This window comes from Streptomyces puniciscabiei (assembly GCF_006715785.1).
GTDB classification, from domain to species: Bacteria; Actinomycetota; Actinomycetes; order Streptomycetales; family Streptomycetaceae; genus Streptomyces; species Streptomyces puniciscabiei.
This window is the reverse complement of sequence record NZ_VFNX01000001.1, coordinates 4535978-4555832: the sequence shown is the minus strand read 5'-3', so window position 1 is coordinate 4555832 and position 19855 is coordinate 4535978. Positions and strand designations below refer to the sequence as shown.

The 19855-nt window shown below is 72.8% G+C and carries 17 protein-coding genes; 7 read left to right on the top strand and 10 right to left on the bottom strand.

Features of this window, described 5'->3' with window-relative positions:
- Positions 1-2: 2 nt before the first annotated feature.
- Together FB563_RS21120 and FB563_RS21115 are read left to right on the top strand one after the other, a co-directional pair.
- Positions 3-1037, top strand: a complete 1035-nt coding sequence (locus tag FB563_RS21120) for a glutamate ABC transporter substrate-binding protein (protein WP_055710159.1) — start codon at positions 3-5, stop codon at positions 1035-1037.
- A gap of 43 nt (positions 1038-1080) precedes the next feature.
- On the top strand, positions 1081-2361 hold the full coding sequence (locus FB563_RS21115; RefSeq protein ID WP_055710156.1) for a coiled-coil domain-containing protein: 1281 nt from the start codon (positions 1081-1083) through the stop codon (positions 2359-2361).
- Position 2362: 1 nt separating this feature from the next.
- Here FB563_RS21115 and FB563_RS45480 read toward each other — a convergent pair whose 3' ends face one another.
- Entirely contained in the window at positions 2363-2692 is a 330-nt protein-coding gene (locus FB563_RS45480; RefSeq protein ID WP_425281735.1) for a hypothetical protein, read from the bottom strand.
- 40 nt (positions 2693-2732) lie between these two features.
- Here FB563_RS45480 and FB563_RS21110 point away from each other — a divergent pair, with 40 nt between their 5' ends.
- The 4 genes from FB563_RS21110 (at position 2733) to FB563_RS21095 (ending at position 9220) form a co-directional block, all read left to right on the top strand.
- Entirely contained in the window at positions 2733-4841 is a 2109-nt protein-coding gene (locus FB563_RS21110; RefSeq protein ID WP_425281734.1) for a serine/threonine-protein kinase, read from the top strand.
- A gap of 3 nt (positions 4842-4844) precedes the next feature.
- Complete coding sequence (locus FB563_RS21105; RefSeq protein WP_055710160.1) at positions 4845-6206, top strand: PP2C family protein-serine/threonine phosphatase; 1362 nt, start codon at positions 4845-4847, stop codon at positions 6204-6206.
- A gap of 112 nt (positions 6207-6318) precedes the next feature.
- A complete protein-coding gene (locus tag FB563_RS21100) occupies positions 6319-7659 on the top strand; it encodes a vWA domain-containing protein (RefSeq protein ID WP_055710158.1) in 1341 nt (446 codons plus the stop codon).
- A 34-nt stretch (positions 7660-7693) separates the two neighbouring features.
- Positions 7694-9220: an FHA domain-containing protein gene (locus FB563_RS21095; protein WP_142218837.1), complete on the top strand. Its 1527-nt coding sequence runs from the start codon at positions 7694-7696 to the stop codon at positions 9218-9220.
- 30 nt (positions 9221-9250) lie between these two features.
- Here the strand turns inward: FB563_RS21095 and FB563_RS21090 are convergent, their stop codons facing one another.
- Entirely contained in the window at positions 9251-10228 is a 978-nt protein-coding gene (locus FB563_RS21090) for a methyltransferase domain-containing protein (protein ID WP_055709583.1), read from the bottom strand.
- Positions 10229-10289: 61 nt separating this feature from the next.
- Here FB563_RS21090 and FB563_RS21085 point away from each other — a divergent pair, with 61 nt between their 5' ends.
- A complete protein-coding gene (locus FB563_RS21085; protein ID WP_055709584.1) occupies positions 10290-10694 on the top strand; it encodes a globin in 405 nt (134 codons plus the stop codon).
- 49 nt (positions 10695-10743) lie between these two features.
- On the opposite strand, the gene FB563_RS21080 is transcribed toward FB563_RS21085, so the two are convergent.
- The 8 genes from FB563_RS21080 to FB563_RS21045 all read right to left on the bottom strand — a co-directional run bounded on the left by FB563_RS21080 (position 10744) and on the right by FB563_RS21045 (position 19414).
- Positions 10744-11421 (bottom strand): DUF8185 domain-containing protein, encoded by a 678-nt coding sequence (locus tag FB563_RS21080; RefSeq protein WP_055709585.1) that lies wholly within the window; start codon positions 11419-11421, stop codon positions 10744-10746.
- Positions 11418-11831, bottom strand: a complete 414-nt coding sequence (locus FB563_RS21075) for an acyl-CoA thioesterase (RefSeq protein ID WP_055709586.1) — start codon at positions 11829-11831, stop codon at positions 11418-11420. The genes FB563_RS21080 and FB563_RS21075 overlap by 4 nt, the downstream gene beginning before the upstream one ends.
- Positions 11832-11837: 6 nt before the next feature.
- Complete coding sequence (ettA, locus tag FB563_RS21070; protein WP_055709587.1) at positions 11838-13502, bottom strand: energy-dependent translational throttle protein EttA; 1665 nt, start codon at positions 13500-13502, stop codon at positions 11838-11840.
- A gap of 282 nt (positions 13503-13784) precedes the next feature.
- Positions 13785-14075 carry a ribosomal protein L7/L12 gene (locus FB563_RS21065; RefSeq protein WP_055709588.1) on the bottom strand — a complete coding sequence of 97 codons (291 nt, stop codon included), beginning with the start codon at positions 14073-14075 and terminating at the stop codon, positions 13785-13787.
- Positions 14076-14119: 44 nt separating this feature from the next.
- Entirely contained in the window at positions 14120-14608 is a 489-nt protein-coding gene (locus FB563_RS21060) for a hypothetical protein (RefSeq protein ID WP_199832995.1), read from the bottom strand.
- 217 nt (positions 14609-14825) lie between these two features.
- On the bottom strand, positions 14826-16190 hold the full coding sequence (locus tag FB563_RS21055; RefSeq protein ID WP_055709591.1) for a Cys-Gln thioester bond-forming surface protein: 1365 nt from the start codon (positions 16188-16190) through the stop codon (positions 14826-14828).
- A 314-nt stretch (positions 16191-16504) separates the two neighbouring features.
- Complete coding sequence (locus FB563_RS21050) at positions 16505-16987, bottom strand: single-stranded DNA-binding protein (RefSeq protein ID WP_055709589.1); 483 nt, start codon at positions 16985-16987, stop codon at positions 16505-16507.
- A gap of 546 nt (positions 16988-17533) precedes the next feature.
- Positions 17534-19414 carry a YfjP family GTPase gene (locus FB563_RS21045; RefSeq protein WP_079049066.1) on the bottom strand — a complete coding sequence of 627 codons (1881 nt, stop codon included), beginning with the start codon at positions 19412-19414 and terminating at the stop codon, positions 17534-17536.
- Between the last annotated feature and the right edge of the window lie 441 nt (positions 19415-19855).

Sequence of the window (19855 nt, the reverse complement as noted above, 5' to 3'; positions counted from 1 at the left end):
CGATGTACGCGGCACGTGTACGGGCCTCCCTGCGAGGCTGGGGCGGGGTCGGCGCGATGGCGGTGCTGTGCGCGCTGGCACTGGCGTTCGTCCTGTTGCTGCCGTGCACCCAGCAGGCCCCGCAGCACCGGTCGGCGCGGACCGGCCAGGCCGTCGCCAGCGGGGTGCAGGCCCGCGCCGAGGACTGCACACCCTCCGGGGCGCAGGACCAGACCCTGCCGCCGTCCGGCGCGGACGGCCCGACCATCGACGCGATCAAGGCCCGTACCGGCGCCAGGCGCAAGCTGATCGTCGGCGTCGACCAGAACAGCTACCACTGGGGCTACCGCAACCCGAACACCCAGGGCGCCGAGCTGGAGGGCTTCGACATCGACCTGGTGCACCGGATCGCGCAGGACATCCTCGGCGACCCGGACGCCGTGCAGTTCAAGGCGATCCCGACCAGCCAGCGGATCTCCGCGATAGAGGACGGGCGGGTGGACCTGGTCGTGCGGACCATGACGATCACCTGCGAGCGGCTGTCCCAGGTGGCGTTCTCCGCGCCCTACTTCAAGACCGGGCAGCAGGTCCTCGCACCCAAGTCGTCGTCCATCACGGGCTACGACTCCACCCTGGCGCACAAGAGGATCTGCACGGCGGCCGGTTCGACGGCGTACACCAAGCTCGACGCCGACAAGAGGGACGGCACCCTGCCCTCCTCCACGGACATCTCCACCACCGTCCCGAACCAGCTGGACTGCCTGGTCAGGCTGCAACTGGGCGAGGTGGACGCGGTGGTGACCGACGGCGCCCTGGCCGCCAGCCAGGCCGCGCAGGACCCGACCGTCGAACTGAAGGGCGGGGCGTTCACGACCGAGTACTACGGCGTGGCGATGAAGAAGGACGCCTCCGATCTGGTACGCCGGGTCAATCGCATTCTGGTGGGCTACCGCGCGAGCGGCTGGCAGGCGTCGTACGACAAGTGGCTGTCGGCGACACTGGGGAAGGACTCGAGCGCGTCCAAGCCGCCCGCACCGCAGTATCTGCGCACGAGTTGAGCCACATCCGACCGGAACCCCCCCAAGCAGCGAGAGGTGATCGATGGGCGTCACGGACCCCGCCGGGCCGGTGATGGACCGGGACGAGGTGGACCGTGCGCTGGCGCGGCTCGGCCAGGAGCACGAGGCGATCGAGACCTCGCTGCTGGCGCTGCAGGACCACGCGGGCCGCAGACTCCTCGAGGGCGCCCGGCTGACCGGGATCACCAAGGAACGCTGGCAGGCCACGGAGGCGCAGATCACCCTCCTGTGGGGGTACTTCGACGCCTACGCGGCCGCGCTGCGCTCCGCCCGCGAGATCCGCGCCCGGCGCCGCTGGTCCAGCCGTGAGGACCTGGCGGAGCTGACCGAGCTGCTGCGCGGCGAGTCCGTGACCGTCCCCGGCGGCGGGAACGGCGTGCTCAGCGAGTCCCACTCGCTGTCCGGCCTGGTGGACCGGATGAACGAGCTGTACGCGACGAGCCTGGACCTGGTCGTGGCCTGCGACGCGGTGTGGTCCGCGCTGCCCGCGCGGATCGATTTACTCGCCGCGGAACTCCAGCGCACCCGCAAGCTCGCCCACTCCGTCGGCGTACGCCCCGGCGAGCACCCCGCCGGTGACGACCTGGAGCGGATCACGCGCACGCTGACCAAGCTGCGCGAGGACGTCGTCTCCGACCCGCTCGCCTTCTGGGTGCCGGCCGAGGGCAGTTCGGCGCCGGGCGGCGGCCGTCCGGACACCACGGTGTACGACCGTGAGGCGCGCGCCCTGGAGGACGTGCGCCGGGAGATCGACGCCGTGCTGACGGTCCGGCAGGACGCGGAGGCACGGCTGATCCGGCTGCGGGACGTGCTCTCGCGCGCCGACCGCACCCTCGCCGAGGCCCGCACCGCGCGCGGCGAGGTGCTGGCGAAGATCGCGGCGACCGAGGTGCCGGTGGTCAGCGGCCCGCCGACCGTGCTCCAGGAACAGCTGGCGACCGCGGCCGAGTACCGGCGGCAGGGGCAGTGGCACCGCCTCTCCCCGCTGCTCGAATCGCTGGAGCAGAAGGCGGAGGACGAACTGCTGCGCGCCCGCGAGTCGTTGACCGCGGTCACCGCGCCGCTCGCGGTCCGCGCGGAGCTGCGTGGCCGGCTGGACGCGTACAAGGCGAAGGTGGCCCGGCACGGACTCGCCGAGGACCCGTTCCTGGTCGAGCGGTACGACGCGGCCCGCCGGATGCTGTGGAGCGCGCCCTGCGACCTGCGGGTGGCCGAACAGGCCGTGCTGCGCTACCAGCAGCTGGCGGCCGAGCTGCTGGGCGGCGCGGGCGCGCCGGAGGACCGTAAGGGGGACCAGTCATGAGTCAGCCGGGGCAGACCTGCCAGCGGCCGGGCTGCGAGGGGTCGTACGAGGACGTCGGCGGCGGCGAGCTGTACTGCGACACCTGCGGCCTCGCCCCGGTCGTCTCGGCTGGGGGTCCCCCCTCTGGGGGAGGCATGGTCGAGTCGCCGGCGACCGGGGTGACCAGGGGTGCGGCGGACAGCGGCAGTTCGCGCAGCAGCTCGCGCACGTCCTCGCAGTCGTCGAAGTCGCGCCGCTCGGTGTCCGGGCGGCTGTCGCGGTCGCTGTCGGGCCGGTCCAGCGGGCGTTCGGTGTCGGTGCGCAGCTCCGGCTCCTCCTCCGGCACCTCCACGCGCGGACGGCTGGGCGCCGGACTGGTGCACGTTCCGCAGGTGCCGCGGCCCGACCCGCGCTCGATGGTGCTGGACAACCCGGAGGTGCCGGAGCGGAAGCGGTTCTGCTCCCGCTCGGACTGCGGGGCGCCGGTCGGCCGGGCCCGGGGGGAGCGCCCCGGCCGTACGGAGGGCTTCTGCACCAAGTGCGGGCACCCGTACTCCTTCGTGCCCAAGCTGAAGGCCGGGGACATCGTGCACGGCCAGTACGAGGTCGTGGGCTGCCTCGCGCACGGCGGGCTCGGCTGGATCTACCTCGCCGTGGACCGGGCCGTCTCCGACCGGTGGGTGGTGCTCAAGGGCCTCCTCGACACCGGGGACCAGGACGCGATGGCCGCCGCGATCTCCGAGCGGCGCTTCCTCGCGGAGATCGAGCACGCCAACATCGTGCGGATCTACAACTTCGTGGAGCACCTGGACCAGCGCACCGGCTCCCTCGACGGCTACATCGTCATGGAGTACGTCGGCGGCAAGTCCCTGAAGGAGATCGCCAACGCCCGCCGCACGCAGGAGGGCCGCCGCGACCCGCTGCCGGTGGAACAGGCGTGCGCCTACGGCATCGAGGCGCTGGAGGCCCTCGGCCACCTGCACAGCCGCAACCTGCTGTACTGCGACTTCAAGGTCGACAACGCCATCCAGACCGAGGACCAGCTGAAGCTGATCGACATGGGCGCCGTGCGCCGCATGGACGACGACGAGTCGGCGATCTACGGCACGGTCGGCTACCAGGCGCCCGAGGTGGCGGAGGTCGGTCCGTCGGTGGCGAGCGACCTGTACACGGTCGGCCGCACGCTCGCGGTGCTCACCTTCGACTTCCAGGGCTACACCAACGTCTACGTCGACTCCCTGCCCGACCCGGACACCATCGACGTCTTCCGCCGTTACGAGTCCTTCTACCGGCTCCTCGTCCGCGCCACCGACCCCGACCCGGCCCGCCGGTTCGCCTCCGCCCAGGAGATGGCCGAGCAGCTGACCGGGGTGCTGCGCGAGGTGGTCTCGCTGCAGACGGGACAGGCCCGGCCCGCGCTGTCGACACAGTTCGGCCCCGAGGTGAAGGTCATCGACCGGGAGTTGTTCCCCCGGCTGGACGGGGACGTGTCCCGGCTGGGGGCGCGGCCCCTGTCGTCCAGGGCCGCACCCGCCGTCCCGGCACTCCCGGCGCCCACCCTGGTCAGGCCCGTCGACACCCCCGCCACCGCGCTCGCCCTGCCGGTTCCGCTGGTCGACCCCGACGACCCCAACGCGGGCTTTCTGGCGGGCCTGATGACCTCCGCCCCGGCCGAGCTGATCGCCGCCCTGGACGCGGCTCCCGCCCCGACCGTGGAGACCCGGCTCAGGCAGGTCCGCGCCCGGCTGGAGAGCGGCGACCACCAGGCGGCGCTGATGAGCCTGGCCAAGCTGGAGGAGGAGCGGCCCGACGACTGGCGGGTGGTGTGGTACCGGGGCGTTGCCGCCCTGGTCACCGGCGACTTCGAGGGCGCCGCGCTCTCCTTCGACGCGATCTACGACGCCTTCCCCGGCGAGGCCGCGCCCAAGCTGGCGCTCGGCCTGTGCGCGGAGGTGCTGGGCCAGCTGGACAACGCCGCCGAGTACTACCACCTGGTGTGGGCGACCGACCCGAGCTATGTGAGCGCCGCCTTCGGGCTCGCCCGGGTGCAGCTCGCGGCCGGTAACCGGCAGGGTGCCGTGCGGACCCTGGAGTCGGTGCCGGAGTCCTCCATCCACTACACGGCCGCCCGGGTCGCCGCCGTCCGGGCCCGGCTCAGACAGCGCACCGCGACCGCCGGTGACGTACCGTTCCTGGACGACCTGACGGCCGCCGCCGGGCAGGTCGAGGCGCTGGACGCGTACGGCCTGGACCCGGCGCGGCGCGAGCAGTTGGCGGCGGAAGTCCTCGGCTCGGCGCTGGACTGGATACTCTCCGGTGGCCAGGGCTCCACGCCCGCCGCCGGCGGACGGGTGCTGCTGGGCAGCGGCCTGGACGAGCGGGGCCTCCGCTTCGGCCTGGAGCGCGCCTACCGCACGCTGGCCCGGCTGGCGCGCGGCGGCGAGGAGAGGATCGAACTGGTGGAACGGGCCAACCGTTACCGCCCCCGGACGTGGGTGTAGTTGATGTCGCAGATGCCCCAGCAGGCCGCACTGGCGAAGTGCCCGAGCTGCGCGGAGCCCGTCGAGCCGGGTGACCTCTTCTGCGGAGCGTGCGGGTACGACCTCTCCGTCGTACCCGAGCCGCCGCAGGACCACCCGACGCTGACCATGACCGGCTCCGCGACCGATTCCCTCGGGGACGGCGTGGCCTGGCCCGCCGCCGAGCCGGACGGCTCCGGCACCCCGCAGGCGCCGCACCTGCCGGCCGACCTGCCCGGCACCGACTCCGGCGGCACCCCCCTGCCCGAGCACGGCTCCGGCACGGACCCGGCCGGCCACGGCTGCGGACCGCAGCCGGCCGGGTCCGGGGTGCGCTTCGACCGGCCCGCGGAGCCCGACGAGTACCCGCTGCAGGCGCCGGACCCGCGCGTGGCCGAGAACCACCAGAACGCGGCCGTGCCGGAGGAGCCCGCCCAGGTGTGCGTGGCCTGCCGGGCGGGCCGGGTGGACAGCGACGGCTACTGCGAGAACTGCGGGCACGCCCAGCCCCGCGAACGCGACCACGTGGAGCGGGAGTCGGGCCCGGTGGCCGCCGTCAGCGACCGGGGTCTGCGCCACCACCGCAACGAGGACGCCTTCGCCGTCGGCCACACCACGCTGCCCGACGGCACCCCGGCCGCCGTCGCGATCGTCTGCGACGGCGTGTCCTCCGCGACCCGCCCCGACGACGCGTCAACGGCCGCGTCGCAGGCGGCCGGTGACACGCTGCTGGCCGCCCTGCCGCGCGGCACGCATCCGCAGACGGCCATGCACGAGGCGATCGTCGCCGCCGCGCAGGCCGTGAACGCGCTCGCCGAGGAGCCGCAGACGGCCCGCGAGCACGCCCCGCACCAGAACGCCCCGGCGTGCACGATCGTCGGCGCGGTGGTGACCTCGGGGCTGCTGGTCGTCGGCTGGGTCGGCGACAGCCGCGTCTACTGGGTGCCGGACGACCGCGGCGCGCCGGCGGCCCGGCTGACCGAGGACGACTCCTGGGCCGCGCAGATGGTCGCCGCCGGTCTGATGAGCGAGGCCGAGGCGTACGCCGACGAGCGCGCCCACGCGATCACCGGCTGGCTCGGCGCGGACGCCTACGAACTGGAGCCGCACACCGCGTCCTTCAAGCCGGACCGGTCCGGAGTCGTGGTGGTGTGCACCGACGGCCTGTGGAACTACGCCGAGACGGCCGAGGAGATGTCCGAGGTCGTGCCGGCGGACGCGGCCGCGCGCCCGCTGCACGGCGCCCGCGTGCTCGTCGGCCACGCCCTGGACGGCGGGGGCCACGACAACGTAACAGTGGCCGTCGTGCCGTTCCCGGCGCCGCCGCAGGGGGCAGTATCGGCCTGAGGCCGCGGCCACGCGCCACGCGCAGGGCCGGGGGCCACGGGCCGGAGGGGACCGGCCCGTTCACCGCCATCGCCCTGCTTCAACAGGGTGTTCGAGGGGGATTTGAGTACGCATGGCCAATTTCGCGAAGTCGCATGCGCCGCAGTTCTCGATGGACGTCTACCAGAACGAGTACCTGCCGGAGGGCGGGCGCGAGGTCAACGCGATCGTCACCGTGACCGCGACCGGCGGCGGCACGGTCGGCAGTTCCGTGACCCCGGTGTACGCGCGGGGCCAGGGCCCGTCGGCCGCCGTGGCGGTCATGGTCGACTGCTCCGGTTCCATGGACTACCCGCCGACGAAGATGCGGGGCGCCCGGGATGCCACGGCCGCCGCGATCGACACCCTGCGCGACGGCACGCACTTCGCGGTGATCGGCGGTACCCACGTGGCCAAGGAGGTCTACCCGGGCGGCGGGCGCCTCGCGGTCGCCGACGCCACCACCCGCGAGCAGGCCAAACAGGCGCTGCGCCGGCTCAGCGCGGGCGGCGGCACGGCCATCGGCACCTGGCTGCGGCTCGCCGACCAGCTGCTGAACTCGGCCGAGGTCACCATCCGGCACGGCATCCTGCTCACCGACGGCCGCAACGAACACGAGTCGCCGGAGGACCTGAGAGCGACGCTTCAGGCGTGCGCCGGACGGTTCACCTGTGACGCGCGGGGCGTGGGCACCGACTGGGAAGTGAAAGAAGTCACAGGGATCGCCTCCGCATTGCTCGGCACCGCCGACATCGTCGCCGACCCGGCCGGCCTCGCCGCCGACTTCACGCAGATGATGGAGCAGGCGATGGGCAAGGAGGTCGCGGACGTCTCCCTGCGGGTGTGGACACCCGTCGGCACGACCATCCGCTTCGTCAAGCAAGTCGCGCCCGCGGTCGAGGACTTGACCGCCCGCCGCACCGAGGCAGGGCCGCGCGCCGGGGATTATCCGACCGGGTCCTGGGGCGACGAGTCCCGCGACTACCACCTGTGCGTCGAGGTCCCGGCGGCCGGGCTCGGCCAGGAGATGCTCGCCGCGCGGGTCTCGCTGGTCGTGCCGCAAGCGGACGGATCGGTACAGAACCTCGGCGCGCAGGGGCTCGTACGGGCCGTGTGGACCGACGACATGGCGGCCTCCACCTCGATCAGCCCCCAGGTCGCCCACTACACCGGGCAGGCCGAACTGGCACAAGCCATCAAGCAGGGCCTCGATCTCCGCAAAGCGGGCGATTTCGATGGTGCAACGGCCAAACTGGGGCGGGCCGTTCAGCTCGCCAACGCCTCCGGGAACGCGGATACTGCGAAACTGCTTGCGAAGGTGGTGGACGTGGTCGACGCCGCGACAGGTACTGTGCGGTTGAAGACGAAGGTCGCAGAGGCGGACGAGATGACTCTGGAGACCCGGTCCACAAAGACTGTTCGTGTAAAGAAGTGACCCAATAGACATCCGGAGAAGGGGAAGCACCGACATGCCGACCTGCCCGAACGGACACCAGTCGGGTTCCGACGACTGGTGCGAGGTCTGCGGTCACCGCATGGCCGGTGCCGTACCTCCGCCCCCGCCGCCCCCGCCCGCGGGCGGTTACGGCTTCCCGCCCCCGCAGGGCGCCCAGGCCGGCGGACGACCGCCGGCCGCGTCGGCCCCGGAGCCGGAGCTGTGCCCGCAGTGCCGTACGCCCCGCGAGGGCGGCGCGCCCTTCTGCGAGGAGTGCCGGTGGAACTTCCTGACCAACACGGCCACCTCGTACACCCCGGCCGCGCCGCGCCCGCCGCAGCCGCGGTTCCAGCCGCCGAGCGCGACGTACGGCGGCAATGACGGGTACGAGTACCAGGGCTCGCGGCCCTCGCAGATGAACCGGCCCGCCGAGCCGATCCCGTCCTTCGGCAGCGAGCCGTCCGGCCCGACGCCGTTCGCCGCCGAGCGCGGCCCGTCGGGACCGCCGACCTCGCCCGGTCCGTCGGGCTCCGGCGGCCCGTCCGGCTTCGGTGGCGACGGGCGTCCGCCCGGTCCGCCGCCCGGCTTCGGCGGCCAGGGCCAGGGCTCCGGCGGCCCGTCCGGCTTCGGCGGCGACCGGGGCCCCGGCTCCGGTGGCCCCTCGGGCTTCGGCGGCGGTCCCGGGCAGGGTGGCCCCGGCTCCGGCGGCCCGTCCGGCCCCTCCGGGTTCGGTGGCGGGCAGGGCGGCCCCTCCGGCCCGCCGCCCTTCGGGCGTGAGCCCTCCGGTCCCGGTGTCCCGCCCGGGCCCCAGGGCTTCGGCGGCGACCCCTCGCGTCCGGTACCGCCGCCGCCCGGTCCGACCCCGCCCGCGGGTCCCGGTGCCGGTCCCGGCGGTGCCCCGCAGGCGTACCAGCAGTCGGGTCCCCCCGCGCCGCCCGCGTTCCCGCGCGAGACCGGCCGCCCGCCCGGCGGCGCGCCCTCCGGCGGCCCGTCCTTCGGCGGCGGGGACGACTGGGTGATCTCCCCGCCGTCGTCCACCGGTCCCGCCGGCGGCCCCGGTGGCGGACAGGGCGGCGGTGGCTACGGCTACCCCCAGCCCGGTGCCACCCAGGCCCCGCCCGGCGGCCCCGGCTTCCCGCAGCAGCCCGCGGGACCGGTCACCTGGACGGCGACCATCGGCCCGGACCGTGACTACTTCATGGCGATGATGCAGCGCTCGGGCCCCGAGGCCGCGGGCCTGAACCTGCCCGCGTACTCGCCCGAGCAGCAGCGCACGCTCAGCGGCAACCAGGTCACCATCGGGCGCCGACGGCACTCCACCGGCGACACCCCCGACATCGACCTGTCGGTGCCGCCGGAGGACCCGGGCGTCTCGCACCAGCACGCGGTGCTGGTGCAGCAGCCGGACGGCAACTGGGCGGTCGTCGACCAGAACTCGACCAACGGCACCACGGTCAACATGTCCGAGGAGCCGATCCAGCCGTTCGTGCCGGTTCCGCTGCAGGACGGCGACCGGGTGCACGTGGGCGCCTGGACGACGATCACCGTTCGCCGGGCCTGACGGCGAGCACCGGGGCGTTCATGGGGGCGATCACGGCAGGGGCCAGGCGTACGGCCCCTCCGGCTCGTCCAGCCACGCCCAGGTGTGCTCGCCGTCGACCGTGACGCCGTACCGCTCGCGCTCCGGCATGCCCTCGCGCTCCCACAGCGCACCGGCCTCCTGCGGATCGAGGGTGCCCCGGGTCAGCGCGAGCAGGAAACGGAACGTCTCCTGCTCGCGGGCCCGGTCCGGCAGTCCGGCGAGCGACGCACCTGCCGGCTCCGGCCTGGCCGCGCCGCGCAGCGGCACGAAGTAGGCGGGCGTCGGCAGGAAACGGCCCTCGCCATGGGCCGCGTCCCGCACGGTGAGCGCGAGCAGTCCGGTGGCCAGCGGGGTCAGGACGCGGGCACCCGGGCGGCACTGGGCGAGCCAGGCGCGCGGGACCGTGGACAGCTCGCAGGTGGCGATGATCCGGTCGAACGGGGCGCGTTCCGGAACACCGCGCGCGCCGTCGCCGGTGACGACGGCCGGGTGGAATCCGGCCGCCTGAAGGTGCCGGCGGGCCGACTCGGTGATCTCCGGTTCCAGGTCGACGGTGGTGACGAGGTCGTCGTCGCCGAGCCGGTGGGCGAGCAGGGCCGCGTTGTAGCCGGTGCCGGCGCCCACCTCCAGGAGCCGGTTGCCGTCCTCGACCTCCAGCGCGGCCAGCATCCGCGCCATCAGGGAGGGCTGGCTGCTGGAGGAGACCAGCTCGCCGTCGCGCAGCCGGGTGGCCAGCGGCACGTCCTCGTAGGCGCCGCGCACCCAGCGTTCGCGGGCCTCGGGCTCGGGGCTCTCGCCCCAGCGGCGCTCGTAGCCGCGCGGTCCGGCGACGTAGTAGTACGGCACGAACAGGTGCCGGGGCACCGCCGCGAACGCCTCACGCCACACCGGGTCCCCGGCGAAGGCTCCCTCGGCGTCGATCTCCCGCACCAGCGCCTCGCGCGCGGCGACGGCCAGGCGGTCGGTCTCGGCGTCGTGGGCACCCATGGGTCCACAGTAGAGTCCTAGGCCTTGAGTCCTGGGTCACCCGGTCTGAGACCATGGGGACGTGAATGAGATTCGGCGCGGCACGCTTCAGGAGCAGACCTTCTACGAGCAGGTCGGCGGGGAGGAGACCTTCCGCCGGCTGGTCCACCGTTTCTACGAGGGAGTCGCCGAGGACCCGTTCCTCCGGCCGATGTACCCGGAGGAGGACCTGGGTCCGGCCGAGGAGCGCCTCGCCCTGTTCCTGATGCAGTACTGGGGCGGCCCCACCACCTACAGCGAGAACCGCGGCCACCCCCGGCTGCGCATGCGGCACGCCCCGTTCACCGTGGACCGTGCGGCGCACGACGCCTGGCTGCGGCACATGCGGGTGGCCGTCGAGGAACTCGGGCTGTCCGAGGAGCACGAGACGACGCTGTGGAACTACCTGACGTACGCCGCCGCTTCGATGATCAACACGCCGGACTGACCACCCGTCGCAGAAGGCCGGATGCGTACGGCGGCCCGGGCGGGCAGGCTCAGCGCACGCTGACGCCCAGCGAGCCGAGCCCTGCGCGCCGTACGGCGACGGACCCGTACGGGGTGCGCAGCCTGAGCCATGCCCCCGAGGAGAACAGCCCGGTGTCGGCCGGGTCGGCGCCCGGCCGCAGGAAGCCCAGGGACTGGGCCGCGTGCACGGCCCGCACCGGGAGCCCGGTCCGCCCGATCTCCCGGGACCAGATGTCCCGCCCGATCCGGTCCAGCTCCGCGCGGGTGCGGCCGTCCGGTGCCAGTTGCTCCGTACGGGTCCGGAACTCGGTGACCGCCGCGGCGACGGTCGCCCGCAGCGCGTCCGGCGCGGGCAGCCCCGGCTCGGGCCGCCAGCCGCCGCGCGGCGGCAGCACACCGGCCCACGGCGGCCCGGTGACCGCGGCGGGCACGGCGGCGGTGGCCGCGCGCTCGTCCACGGACTCCAGGAACTCACCGGCGGAGACGGTCACGTCCAGGGTGACGTCGAGGCCCTTCTCGTAGGGCTTCGCCAGCCGTACCGCACGGACGGCCAGCACCTCGAAGGACGGCGGCCGGCCGAAGACGGCGAGCGCCGTGCCGGCCGCCTGCAGCCGCACCGCGGCTCCACGGTCGTAGTGGAGCAGCCGGGAGAGGAAGGCGGCGAGGTCGGCCGCCTCCGTCTCGTCGGCCAGGTGCAGCACCGTCATGCGGCGACGGCCTCCTCGTCGGCGTCGTCGCGGTAGCCGTCGAGGAACTCCCGCTCCCCGGCGGTGAGCCGGCGCGGCCGCTGCGTCTCGAAGTCGAACGGGACGACCACGGTGGACGCCTGCACGTAGATCACGTCCGCGTCCTTCACCTCGTAGGTGACGGTGAAGGACGCGGCCCTGATCTCGGTGACCCACAGCTCGATGTCCACGGGCGTGGGCCGGTGGACGAGCTGGCGCTTGTAGTCGATCTCATGGCGCGCCACCACGGACCCCTGCTTGGACTCCTTGCCGCGCAGGGACAGGAAGTCGATGCGAGCCTCCTCCAGATAGCGGAGGAAGATCGCGTTGTTGACATGTCCGTACGCGTCCATGTCCGACCAGCGCAGCGGGCAGCGATAGATGTGGCGCAAGACCGATCAGCCCCGGGTCAGCTTCTTGTAGGTGGCGCGGTGCGGACGTGCGGCGTCCGGTCCGAGCCGCTCGATCTTGTTCTTCTCGTACGACTCGAAGTTGCCCTCGAACCAGAACCACTTGGAGTCGCCCTCGTAGGCGAGGATGTGGGTGGCGACACGGTCGAGGAACCACCGGTCGTGGGAGACGACGACGGCGCAGCCGGGGAACTCGAGAAGCGCGTTCTCCAGGCTGGACAGGGTCTCCACGTCCAGGTCGTTGGTGGGCTCGTCGAGGAGCAGCAGGTTGCCGCCCTGCTTGAGGGTCAGCGCCAGGTTGAGGCGGTTGCGCTCACCACCGGAGAGGACACCGGTCGGCTTCTGCTGGTCCGGGCCCTTGAACCCGAACGCGGACACGTACGCCCGGCTCGGCATCTCGACCTGGCCGACGTTGATGTAGTCGAGCCCGTCGGACACGACCTCCCACAGCGTCTTCTTCGGGTCGAGGTTGGACCGGCCCTGGTCGACGTAGGAGATCTTGACGGTCTCGCCGACCTTGATGTCGCCGGCGTCCGGCGTCTCCAGGCCCTGGATCATCTTGAACAGCGTGGTCTTGCCCGCGCCGTTCGGGCCGATGACACCGACGATGCCGTTGCGCGGCAGCGTGAAGCTGAGGTCCTCGACCAGGACCTTCTCGCCGAAGGCCTTGTTGAGCTTGTTGACCTCGACGACCACGTTGCCCAGGCGCGGGCCCGGCGGGATCTGGATCTCCTCGAAGTCCAGCTTCCGCATCTTCTCGGCCTCGGCGGCCATCTCCTCGTACCGGGCGAGACGCGCCTTGGACTTGGCCTGCCGCCCCTTGGCGTTCGACCGCACCCACTCCAGCTCTTCCTTGAGCCGCTTCTGGCGCTTGGCGTCCTTCTGGCCCTCGACCTTGAGGCGGGCGGCCTTGGTCTCCAGGTAGGTGGAGTAGTTGCCCTGGTACGGGTAGGCACGGCCGCGGTCGAGCTCGAGGATCCACTCGGCGACGTTGTCCAGGAAGTACCGGTCGTGGGTGATCGCCACGACGGTGCCCGCGTACTTGGCCAGGTGCTGCTCCAGCCAGTTCACGGACTCGGCGTCGAGGTGGTTGGTGGGCTCGTCGAGCAGCAGCAGGTCGGGGGCTTCCAGCAGCAGCTTGCAGAGCGCGACGCGGCGCTTCTCACCACCGGAGAGGTTGGTGACCGGCCAGTCGCCCGGGGGGCACCCGAGCGCGTCCATGGCCTGCTCCAGCTGGGCGTCGAGGTCCCACGCGTTGGCGTGGTCCAGCTCCTCCTGCAGCTTGCCCATCTCGTCGAGCAGCGCGTCCGAGTAGTCGGTCGCCATGAGCTCGGCGATCTCGTTGAACCGGTCGAGCTTGCCCTTGATCTCGGCGACACCCTCCTGGACGTTCTCCAGGACGGTCTTCTCCTCGTTCAGCGGGGGTTCCTGGAGCAGGATGCCGACGCTGTAGCCCGGGGACAGGAACGCGTCGCCGTTCGACGGCTGCTCCAGCCCGGCCATGATCTTCAGCACGGTCGACTTACCGGCACCGTTCGGGCCGACGACGCCGATCTTCGCTCCCGGCAGGAAGTTCAGGGTGACATCATCGAGGATCACCTTGTCGCCGTGCGCCTTGCGCGTCTTGCGCATGGTGTAAATGAACTCAGCCAAGAGAAACCGTCCGGCAGCTTGAAATCTGGCAGTGGGCAGATACACCCCATCTTGCCTGAACGCCAGGCTTGGGTGTTAACCCGTTTGGTGCGGGGGCTGTGACCTGGCGTTTCGTGGGTGACGGGGGTGGCTCGTCCGTCGCTGCCGGTCGCCGACGAGTGGCGTCGGGTGCCCTCGCACGGCCCAGGGACGGCCCGGGAGCGATCACTCGTCAGCCGCCGGCCCGTTCGGGCCGGTGGGTCAGGCGTACTCACCCATCGCCAGATCATGACGCCGTAGCGGCTAGAGGTCGCCCATCCGGTCCACCGCGTCCTTGGCTTCCTTCAGGTCAGCGCCGGTCATCTCGCGGTACGCCTTGATCGCCGCGATCTGCTTGCCCTGGCGCACCAGCACCTCGACCCGCTCCCGCTGCGCGCGCTGTTCGTCCGACTCCTCCAGTCCCAGCCGGTCGGCGATCAGAGCGAGTCGTCCCTCGATGCGCACCAGTCGCTTGTCCATGCCGGAGAGACGGTTCTGGACGCTCACGATCCCCGCGAAGAGGCCCACTATGAGGAGAAGTTCGACGATGTCCATGACAGAGATCCTAGATCGATCCGGGAGGCGGGCGGGCCGAGCGCTCAGCCTGGGACGCCTTCCAGCGGAAGGTGATCGCGGTAGTACTCCGACTCCAACCACTCCTCCTTGACGAAGAGCGGACGTGTCAGGAGCGCTTCCCCGACCCGCTGCTCACGCAGGAGGATTCCGAGATCGGTCAAGGACAGCGAGGCGTCAGGGGTGTAAAGCACCCAGTTCCCGTGCTCGGCGGCGTGGTCCAGGAGGAACTGGTGGCCCTGCGCCGGATCACTGCCTGCCAGCGGGAAGTCCGCCAGGAAGACCTGCGGACCGGCGACTGCGTCCAGCGCGACGCACGCAAGCTCGCCCGCGTCGTAGAACGCCTTCACGCCGCCCGGGAAGTCTTCCTGCCCGTACGGGCCGCCGACCCGCGCTTCAGGTTCGGAGACCAGCAGCGCCTGGGCGACCTCTGCCGGAGACATCCCGAACCGCAGCGGCCCCACGCCGCCTTCGGCCTGCAGCTCCCAGCGCTCGCGCTCCGCACTTGCGCTCACCCATCCCACCCCTCCATTTGACCGGCCCGTTTCGCGTCCGTTGCTGTGCAGACGACCGACCACGGTTGCTGTGCGGACGACCGACGACGGTGCCCGGCGAATGGTTTCCGGCCCTGTCCACGCCCGGCCGGGCGGAGCGCAGCCGCGTGCTCGACGCCGGAGCGAACATCAAGGCCCTGAACGGTATGCCGTGGGTCATGCGGCGCGCGCCGCCGGTTCAGCCGCCGGCCTGTTCGCGCTTGCGCAGCATGACCAGGACCGCGCCGCCGATCACCACGAAGCCGATGGCCACGCCGGCGATCAGCGGGGTGATCGCGGAGCCGCCCGTCGCGGCGAGGTTGGTGTCGGGGGCCGTGGTGCCGCCGACCGAGGCGGGGCTGGGTGCGTTGTGGACCTGGGTCGACTGCGTGGTGATCGCGCCCTGCGTCCTGCAGTCGAGGACGCCGGTGAAGCGGTGGCTGAAGCCATGGGGTCCGGTGATCGTGAAGTCGTAGGCCTGGTCCTCCTGGAGCGGGACGGTCACCGTACGGGAGGCGCCCGCGGGGATGGTGTGCTCCATGCCCATCAGCTCGAAGGTGAAGGGCTTGTCGCCCTTGTTGGCCGCGAGGATGTCCAGGCTGCTCTTCGCACAGTTCTTCCGGGCCGACACCGCCGGTATGGCACCCTCGGCCGCCCAGGTGGCGGTCGCCGCCGCGGAGACCGTGGACTCGCTGGAGCCAGCCAGGATCTGGCTCTGGCTGCGACTGTCGGAGGCGAAGGCCCGGCCCACCGGCACCGTGGTCGACGCCTGCACGGTCAGCTGCGCCGAGCCGGTCGGGGCGTCCTCGGGAACGTCGAAGTACAGCTGTGTGCCGTCCTGCGCGGACGTGATCACCTTGCCGGTCTTGTCGGTGATCCGTACCCCGCTGGTGGCCGCGTCCGGCGGCGGACTCACCGTGACGGTACCCGCGTTGGTGTGCACGGTCACCGGTCCCAGCAGGCCCCCCGGCCGGCCGGAGACCGCCGGCGGGTCCAGGGTCAGCGAGGCCTGCGGTTCGCCGAGGTCGCGGGCGCTCTTCTGCAGATAGTCGGCGAGCTTCTCGGCCTGAGGATCGACGGCGTCGACCTTGGCGTGGTCGGAGTAGCGCCAGATGGCCACCTGGGTGCCGGCCGCCGCGTCCTGCTCGGTCAGGGTGCCGGCGCCGGCCCGGCGGGCGAGCGCGGCAAGGTCGTTGACCTGGGGATAGGAGTTCTGCAGGATCCAGCGGATCCGGCCGGCGTCCTTGTTGCCGCCGAGCGAGGTGCCGCTCCAGGGCGTCTCCTGGTAGAGGGCGTCGCGCTGGGTGGGGTTGTTCAGGTCGATGCAGTACGTCTGCAGGGTGCCGCCGCCGTCGACGGACATCTCGAACAGGCCCGCCTCCAGGCGCTGGTCGCCGCCGTCCTCGTGGATCACCGCCTCGCCGTAGACCTTCAGGCCGTTGATCGTGGCCGTCGCCCCGCCCTGGGTCTGCGATCTCCCGTCGGCTCCGTCCGCCACGGCGGTACCCGCGCCGGTCAGCACGCCGGCTGCCACGAGGCCGGTCACCGTCGTGGCGGTGGCCAGGCGGGCCGCTCCGGTGGAACGGCGGAACCCATCGAACGCAGCAAGCACAGAATTCCCCTTCGAGCAGGACCCGTTGGACGTGGGGGACGGTCCCACCAGCAGAATCGGCAGCCCCTAGGGGCACGCCCGGCATCCTATGGATCAGCCGGAGCCTCTTCCGCCGGTCGGATGATCCGATGAGCGATCCGATCCATAATCGTTATCGCCGGGGACCGTCCATGAGCTGGGCATATCGACAAATCACCCAGTTCGTACGGGGTGTTCGGCGGCCGGACCGCCCATGCCGGCCCTTCCCGCCCCCACCGGTGCTGATGTCACGTCACCGCCGCTGCGGCCACCGCCTGTTGAGGCGTACTGCCGCCCTCGTCCGGTGTGTCGGCGGGACGCGGCGTCTCCCAGTTCGGCTCCGGCCGGGCCGCCGCCGGCGGTGCGTCCGGCTTGGCGGAGCGCTGGAAGGCGGCCGTACCGCGCGAGAGATCGTGGCCGATCGCCGCGGCGTCGATGTCGGCCGAGGCCCACTGCTGCTGGCCGTCGCGCACCTCGGTGCGCACCTTCAGCCGGCCCTGTACGACGAGCGGCTGGCCCACCTCCACGCAGGCGGCCACGTTCGAGGCGAGCTGGCGGTTGGCCCACACCGTGAAGAAGTTGGTGTGCCCGTCCGTCCAGGCGCTCCGCTCCCGGTCCCAGTAGCGCGCGGTCACCGCCAGCCGGAACCGGGCCGACGGGCCGGCCGCCGACTCCCGGTACACCGGCTGGGTCGCCACGTTGCCCACCACGCACACAATGGTCTCGTTCATGTCCTCGCTCCCCTCCCCCGCCCGGCCCCTCCAGGCCGGGCGGACACACGCACGGGTCCATCCCGTGCGGCTGTGTCTGTCTGTCGCGTCTGTCTGTCGGGTCTGTTTGTCGGATCTAGCTGTCGGACCTGCCTGTCGGATCCGTCTGTCGCGTGTGTCCGACGTACGTGCCTGAGGTGTGTGTCCGGCCTCTGTGGTCCGGCGCGCCGAACGCGCGGACCGTCCGCCGTCCCTCCGGCCGGACGGCGCCGTGCGATCGCCGCGACCCCAGACTGCCTCCGCCGGGCCGGACGCGCTGAGAGCTGTGGACAACCCCCGACCTGTGGAAATCCCCGCCACCCGCATGAGTGACCCCCTGTCACCGGCGGCCGCCTTCACCCCCGCGCCCGCGCGCGGCCTCGCATCCGCCCGGGGACCCGCCGATCGGCCCGGGAAGCCCCGGGACCACGGGCGACGAGCACCTGGGCGCGCGCCGGCCGGAAAACGGCCGAGGGGCCCCGGAAACACCCGGGGCCCCTCACGCTCAGATCTCATCCGGCGCGGCTCTCACCCCACTCCGGCCCCGCTCCGCGCGACGCGCCCGTACTGCTCCCGTACCTCCCGATACCGCAGGAGCTCCGCCGCCACCGGATCGAGCACCCGGGCCCGGCCGCAGCCGGCGGCCGCCTCCCGGAGCCGGCGTTCCGCCTCCTGGCCGTAGCGCCGGGCCGGGCCTCTCGCCGCCATCCGGCAGCCCCACTCCACCAGCGGACCGCCGACGATCCCGCACACCATCAGCAGCACCGGCACCCAGAGGTTGGGCTTCATGACATCGACGATCTGGCCGAACAGCCACAGACCGCCCACCACCTGCAGCAGGGTCATCGCCGCCTGGACCAGCACCGCGGCCGGCCACCACCCGGGCCGCGGTGGCCGGCCAGGAGGCAGCCCGGCCCGCGCTGCCAGTTCGTCCAGCGCCTCGGACAGCCCCTGCGACCCGCGTACGGCGGCCTCGCGCACCGCCTGTGCCCACGGCGCCGGCAGCCCGGCCGAGGCCCGGTCGGACACCGTACGGACCGCCTGTTCCACGCGCTGGCGGGCCGTGGCCTCCTCGTCGGGCTGGGCCGTGCGCACCGGGATGCGGCCCGTGGTGGACTCGCCGCGGCACTGGTACCAGCGCCACAGCCGCAGCCAGGGCGTGCCGCAGGCGCGGTTGGCGTTGCGCAGCCAGGCGCGCTCGGCCGCCTCGCCCGCCGCGGTGGCGCCCACCGCGTCCGCGAGCCGCGCGGCGAACTCCTCACGTGCCTCCTCGCTGAGGCCGATGCGCCGCCCCGCGGCGTACATGGGCCTCAGCTCGGCCGCCGTGGCGTCCACGTCGGCGGACACCCGGCGGGCCGCCGCGCCCCGTTCCGCCACGAACTGGCCGAGCGCCTCGCGCAGTTCGCCGACGCCGTTGCCGGTGAGCGCGGACAGGGAGAGCACGGTGGCGCCCGGTTCGCCGTACTCGCCGAGCGCGATCCCGTCCTCGTCCAGCAGCCGGCGCAGATCGTCCAGGACCTGGTCGGCGGCCTCCTCGGGCAGCCGGTCGATCTGGTTGAGGACGACGAACATGACCTCCGCGTGGCCGGCCATGGGCCGCAGATAGCGCTCGTGCAGCACGGCGTCGGCGTACTTCTCCGGGTCGACCACCCAGATCACCGCGTCGACCAGCTTCAGGATCCGGTCGACCTGCTGACGGTGCTCCACGGCAGCGGAGTCGTGGTCGGGCAGGTCGACCAGGACCAGCCCGCGCAACTGTGCCTCGGCCTCCGGGCTCTGCAGCGGACGGCGGCGCAGCCGGCCCGGGATGCCGAGCCGGTCGATGAGGCCGGCCGCGCCGTCGCTCCAGCTGCAGGCGATGGGCGCGGCCGTGGTCGGACGTCGTACGCCGGTCTCCGAAATGGCCACCCCGGCGAGGGCGTTGAACAGCTGCGACTTGCCGCTGCCGGTCGCGCCCGCGATGGCCACGACCGTGTGCCGGCCGGAGAGCTTCCGGCGGGCCGCCGCCTCGTCCAGCACCCGGCCCGCCTCGGCGAGCGTGTCGCTCTCCAGGCGGGTCCGGGACAGCCCGACCAGCTCGCGCAGGGCGTCCAGCCGGGACCGCAGTTGGCCGTCGTACGCCAGCGGGGCCGGGGTCTGGCTGCCGGGGCCACGGCTGGCGCTCTCCAGGGCCGAGGCACGCTCGGCGGCCAGGGCGGTGGCCGTCGCCTCCGTGACACGCCGGGCGATGAGACCGTCGTCCCAGGGGTCGGAGGAGTCGTGGGACTCCGGGGACTCGGGGGCCTTGGTCGAGCCGGGAGGGGCCGAGCCGGGAGGGTTGGGTGATGGCAGCCGTGAGGGCTGTGACGACGCCGGACGCACCGCTCGTCCGGGGGACTCGACGGCAGGACTCGGCGCGAAGGTGGGCATCGGCGGGATGGGTGGGAGCGGGGGTGGCGGTGGGGGTGCTGGTTTGGAGGTGGGCGCGGGGGTGATCTTGGCCATCGGGGTCCGGTCGGCGGAGGGGATAGGTCCGGCTGCCGGGGCTGGTTTGGCCGGTGGTGTCGATGTGGCGTTTGTGGAGTGGGATGCGGCCCCCGGGGTGGCGACGTCGGCGTCGACCACGGCTTGCGGGAAGGGATGCGGCAGGGGGAGCTGCGTGCCGGCCGTGGCGTCGGCGTACTGCTCCCGCTGCTCGCCCCGGTTCTCGCTGCCGAGGCCCCCTCCCATGAGCTGCATATGATCCGCGAACCCGCCGTCGCCCTCGCCGTCCTCCTCGCCCCCGCCGCCGTCCGTGCACTCGCCCCTGCCCTCGTGCGCGTCCTCGTGCATGTCCAGGTGCGCCTCCACGTGCGTGTTCCGCACGCGCGC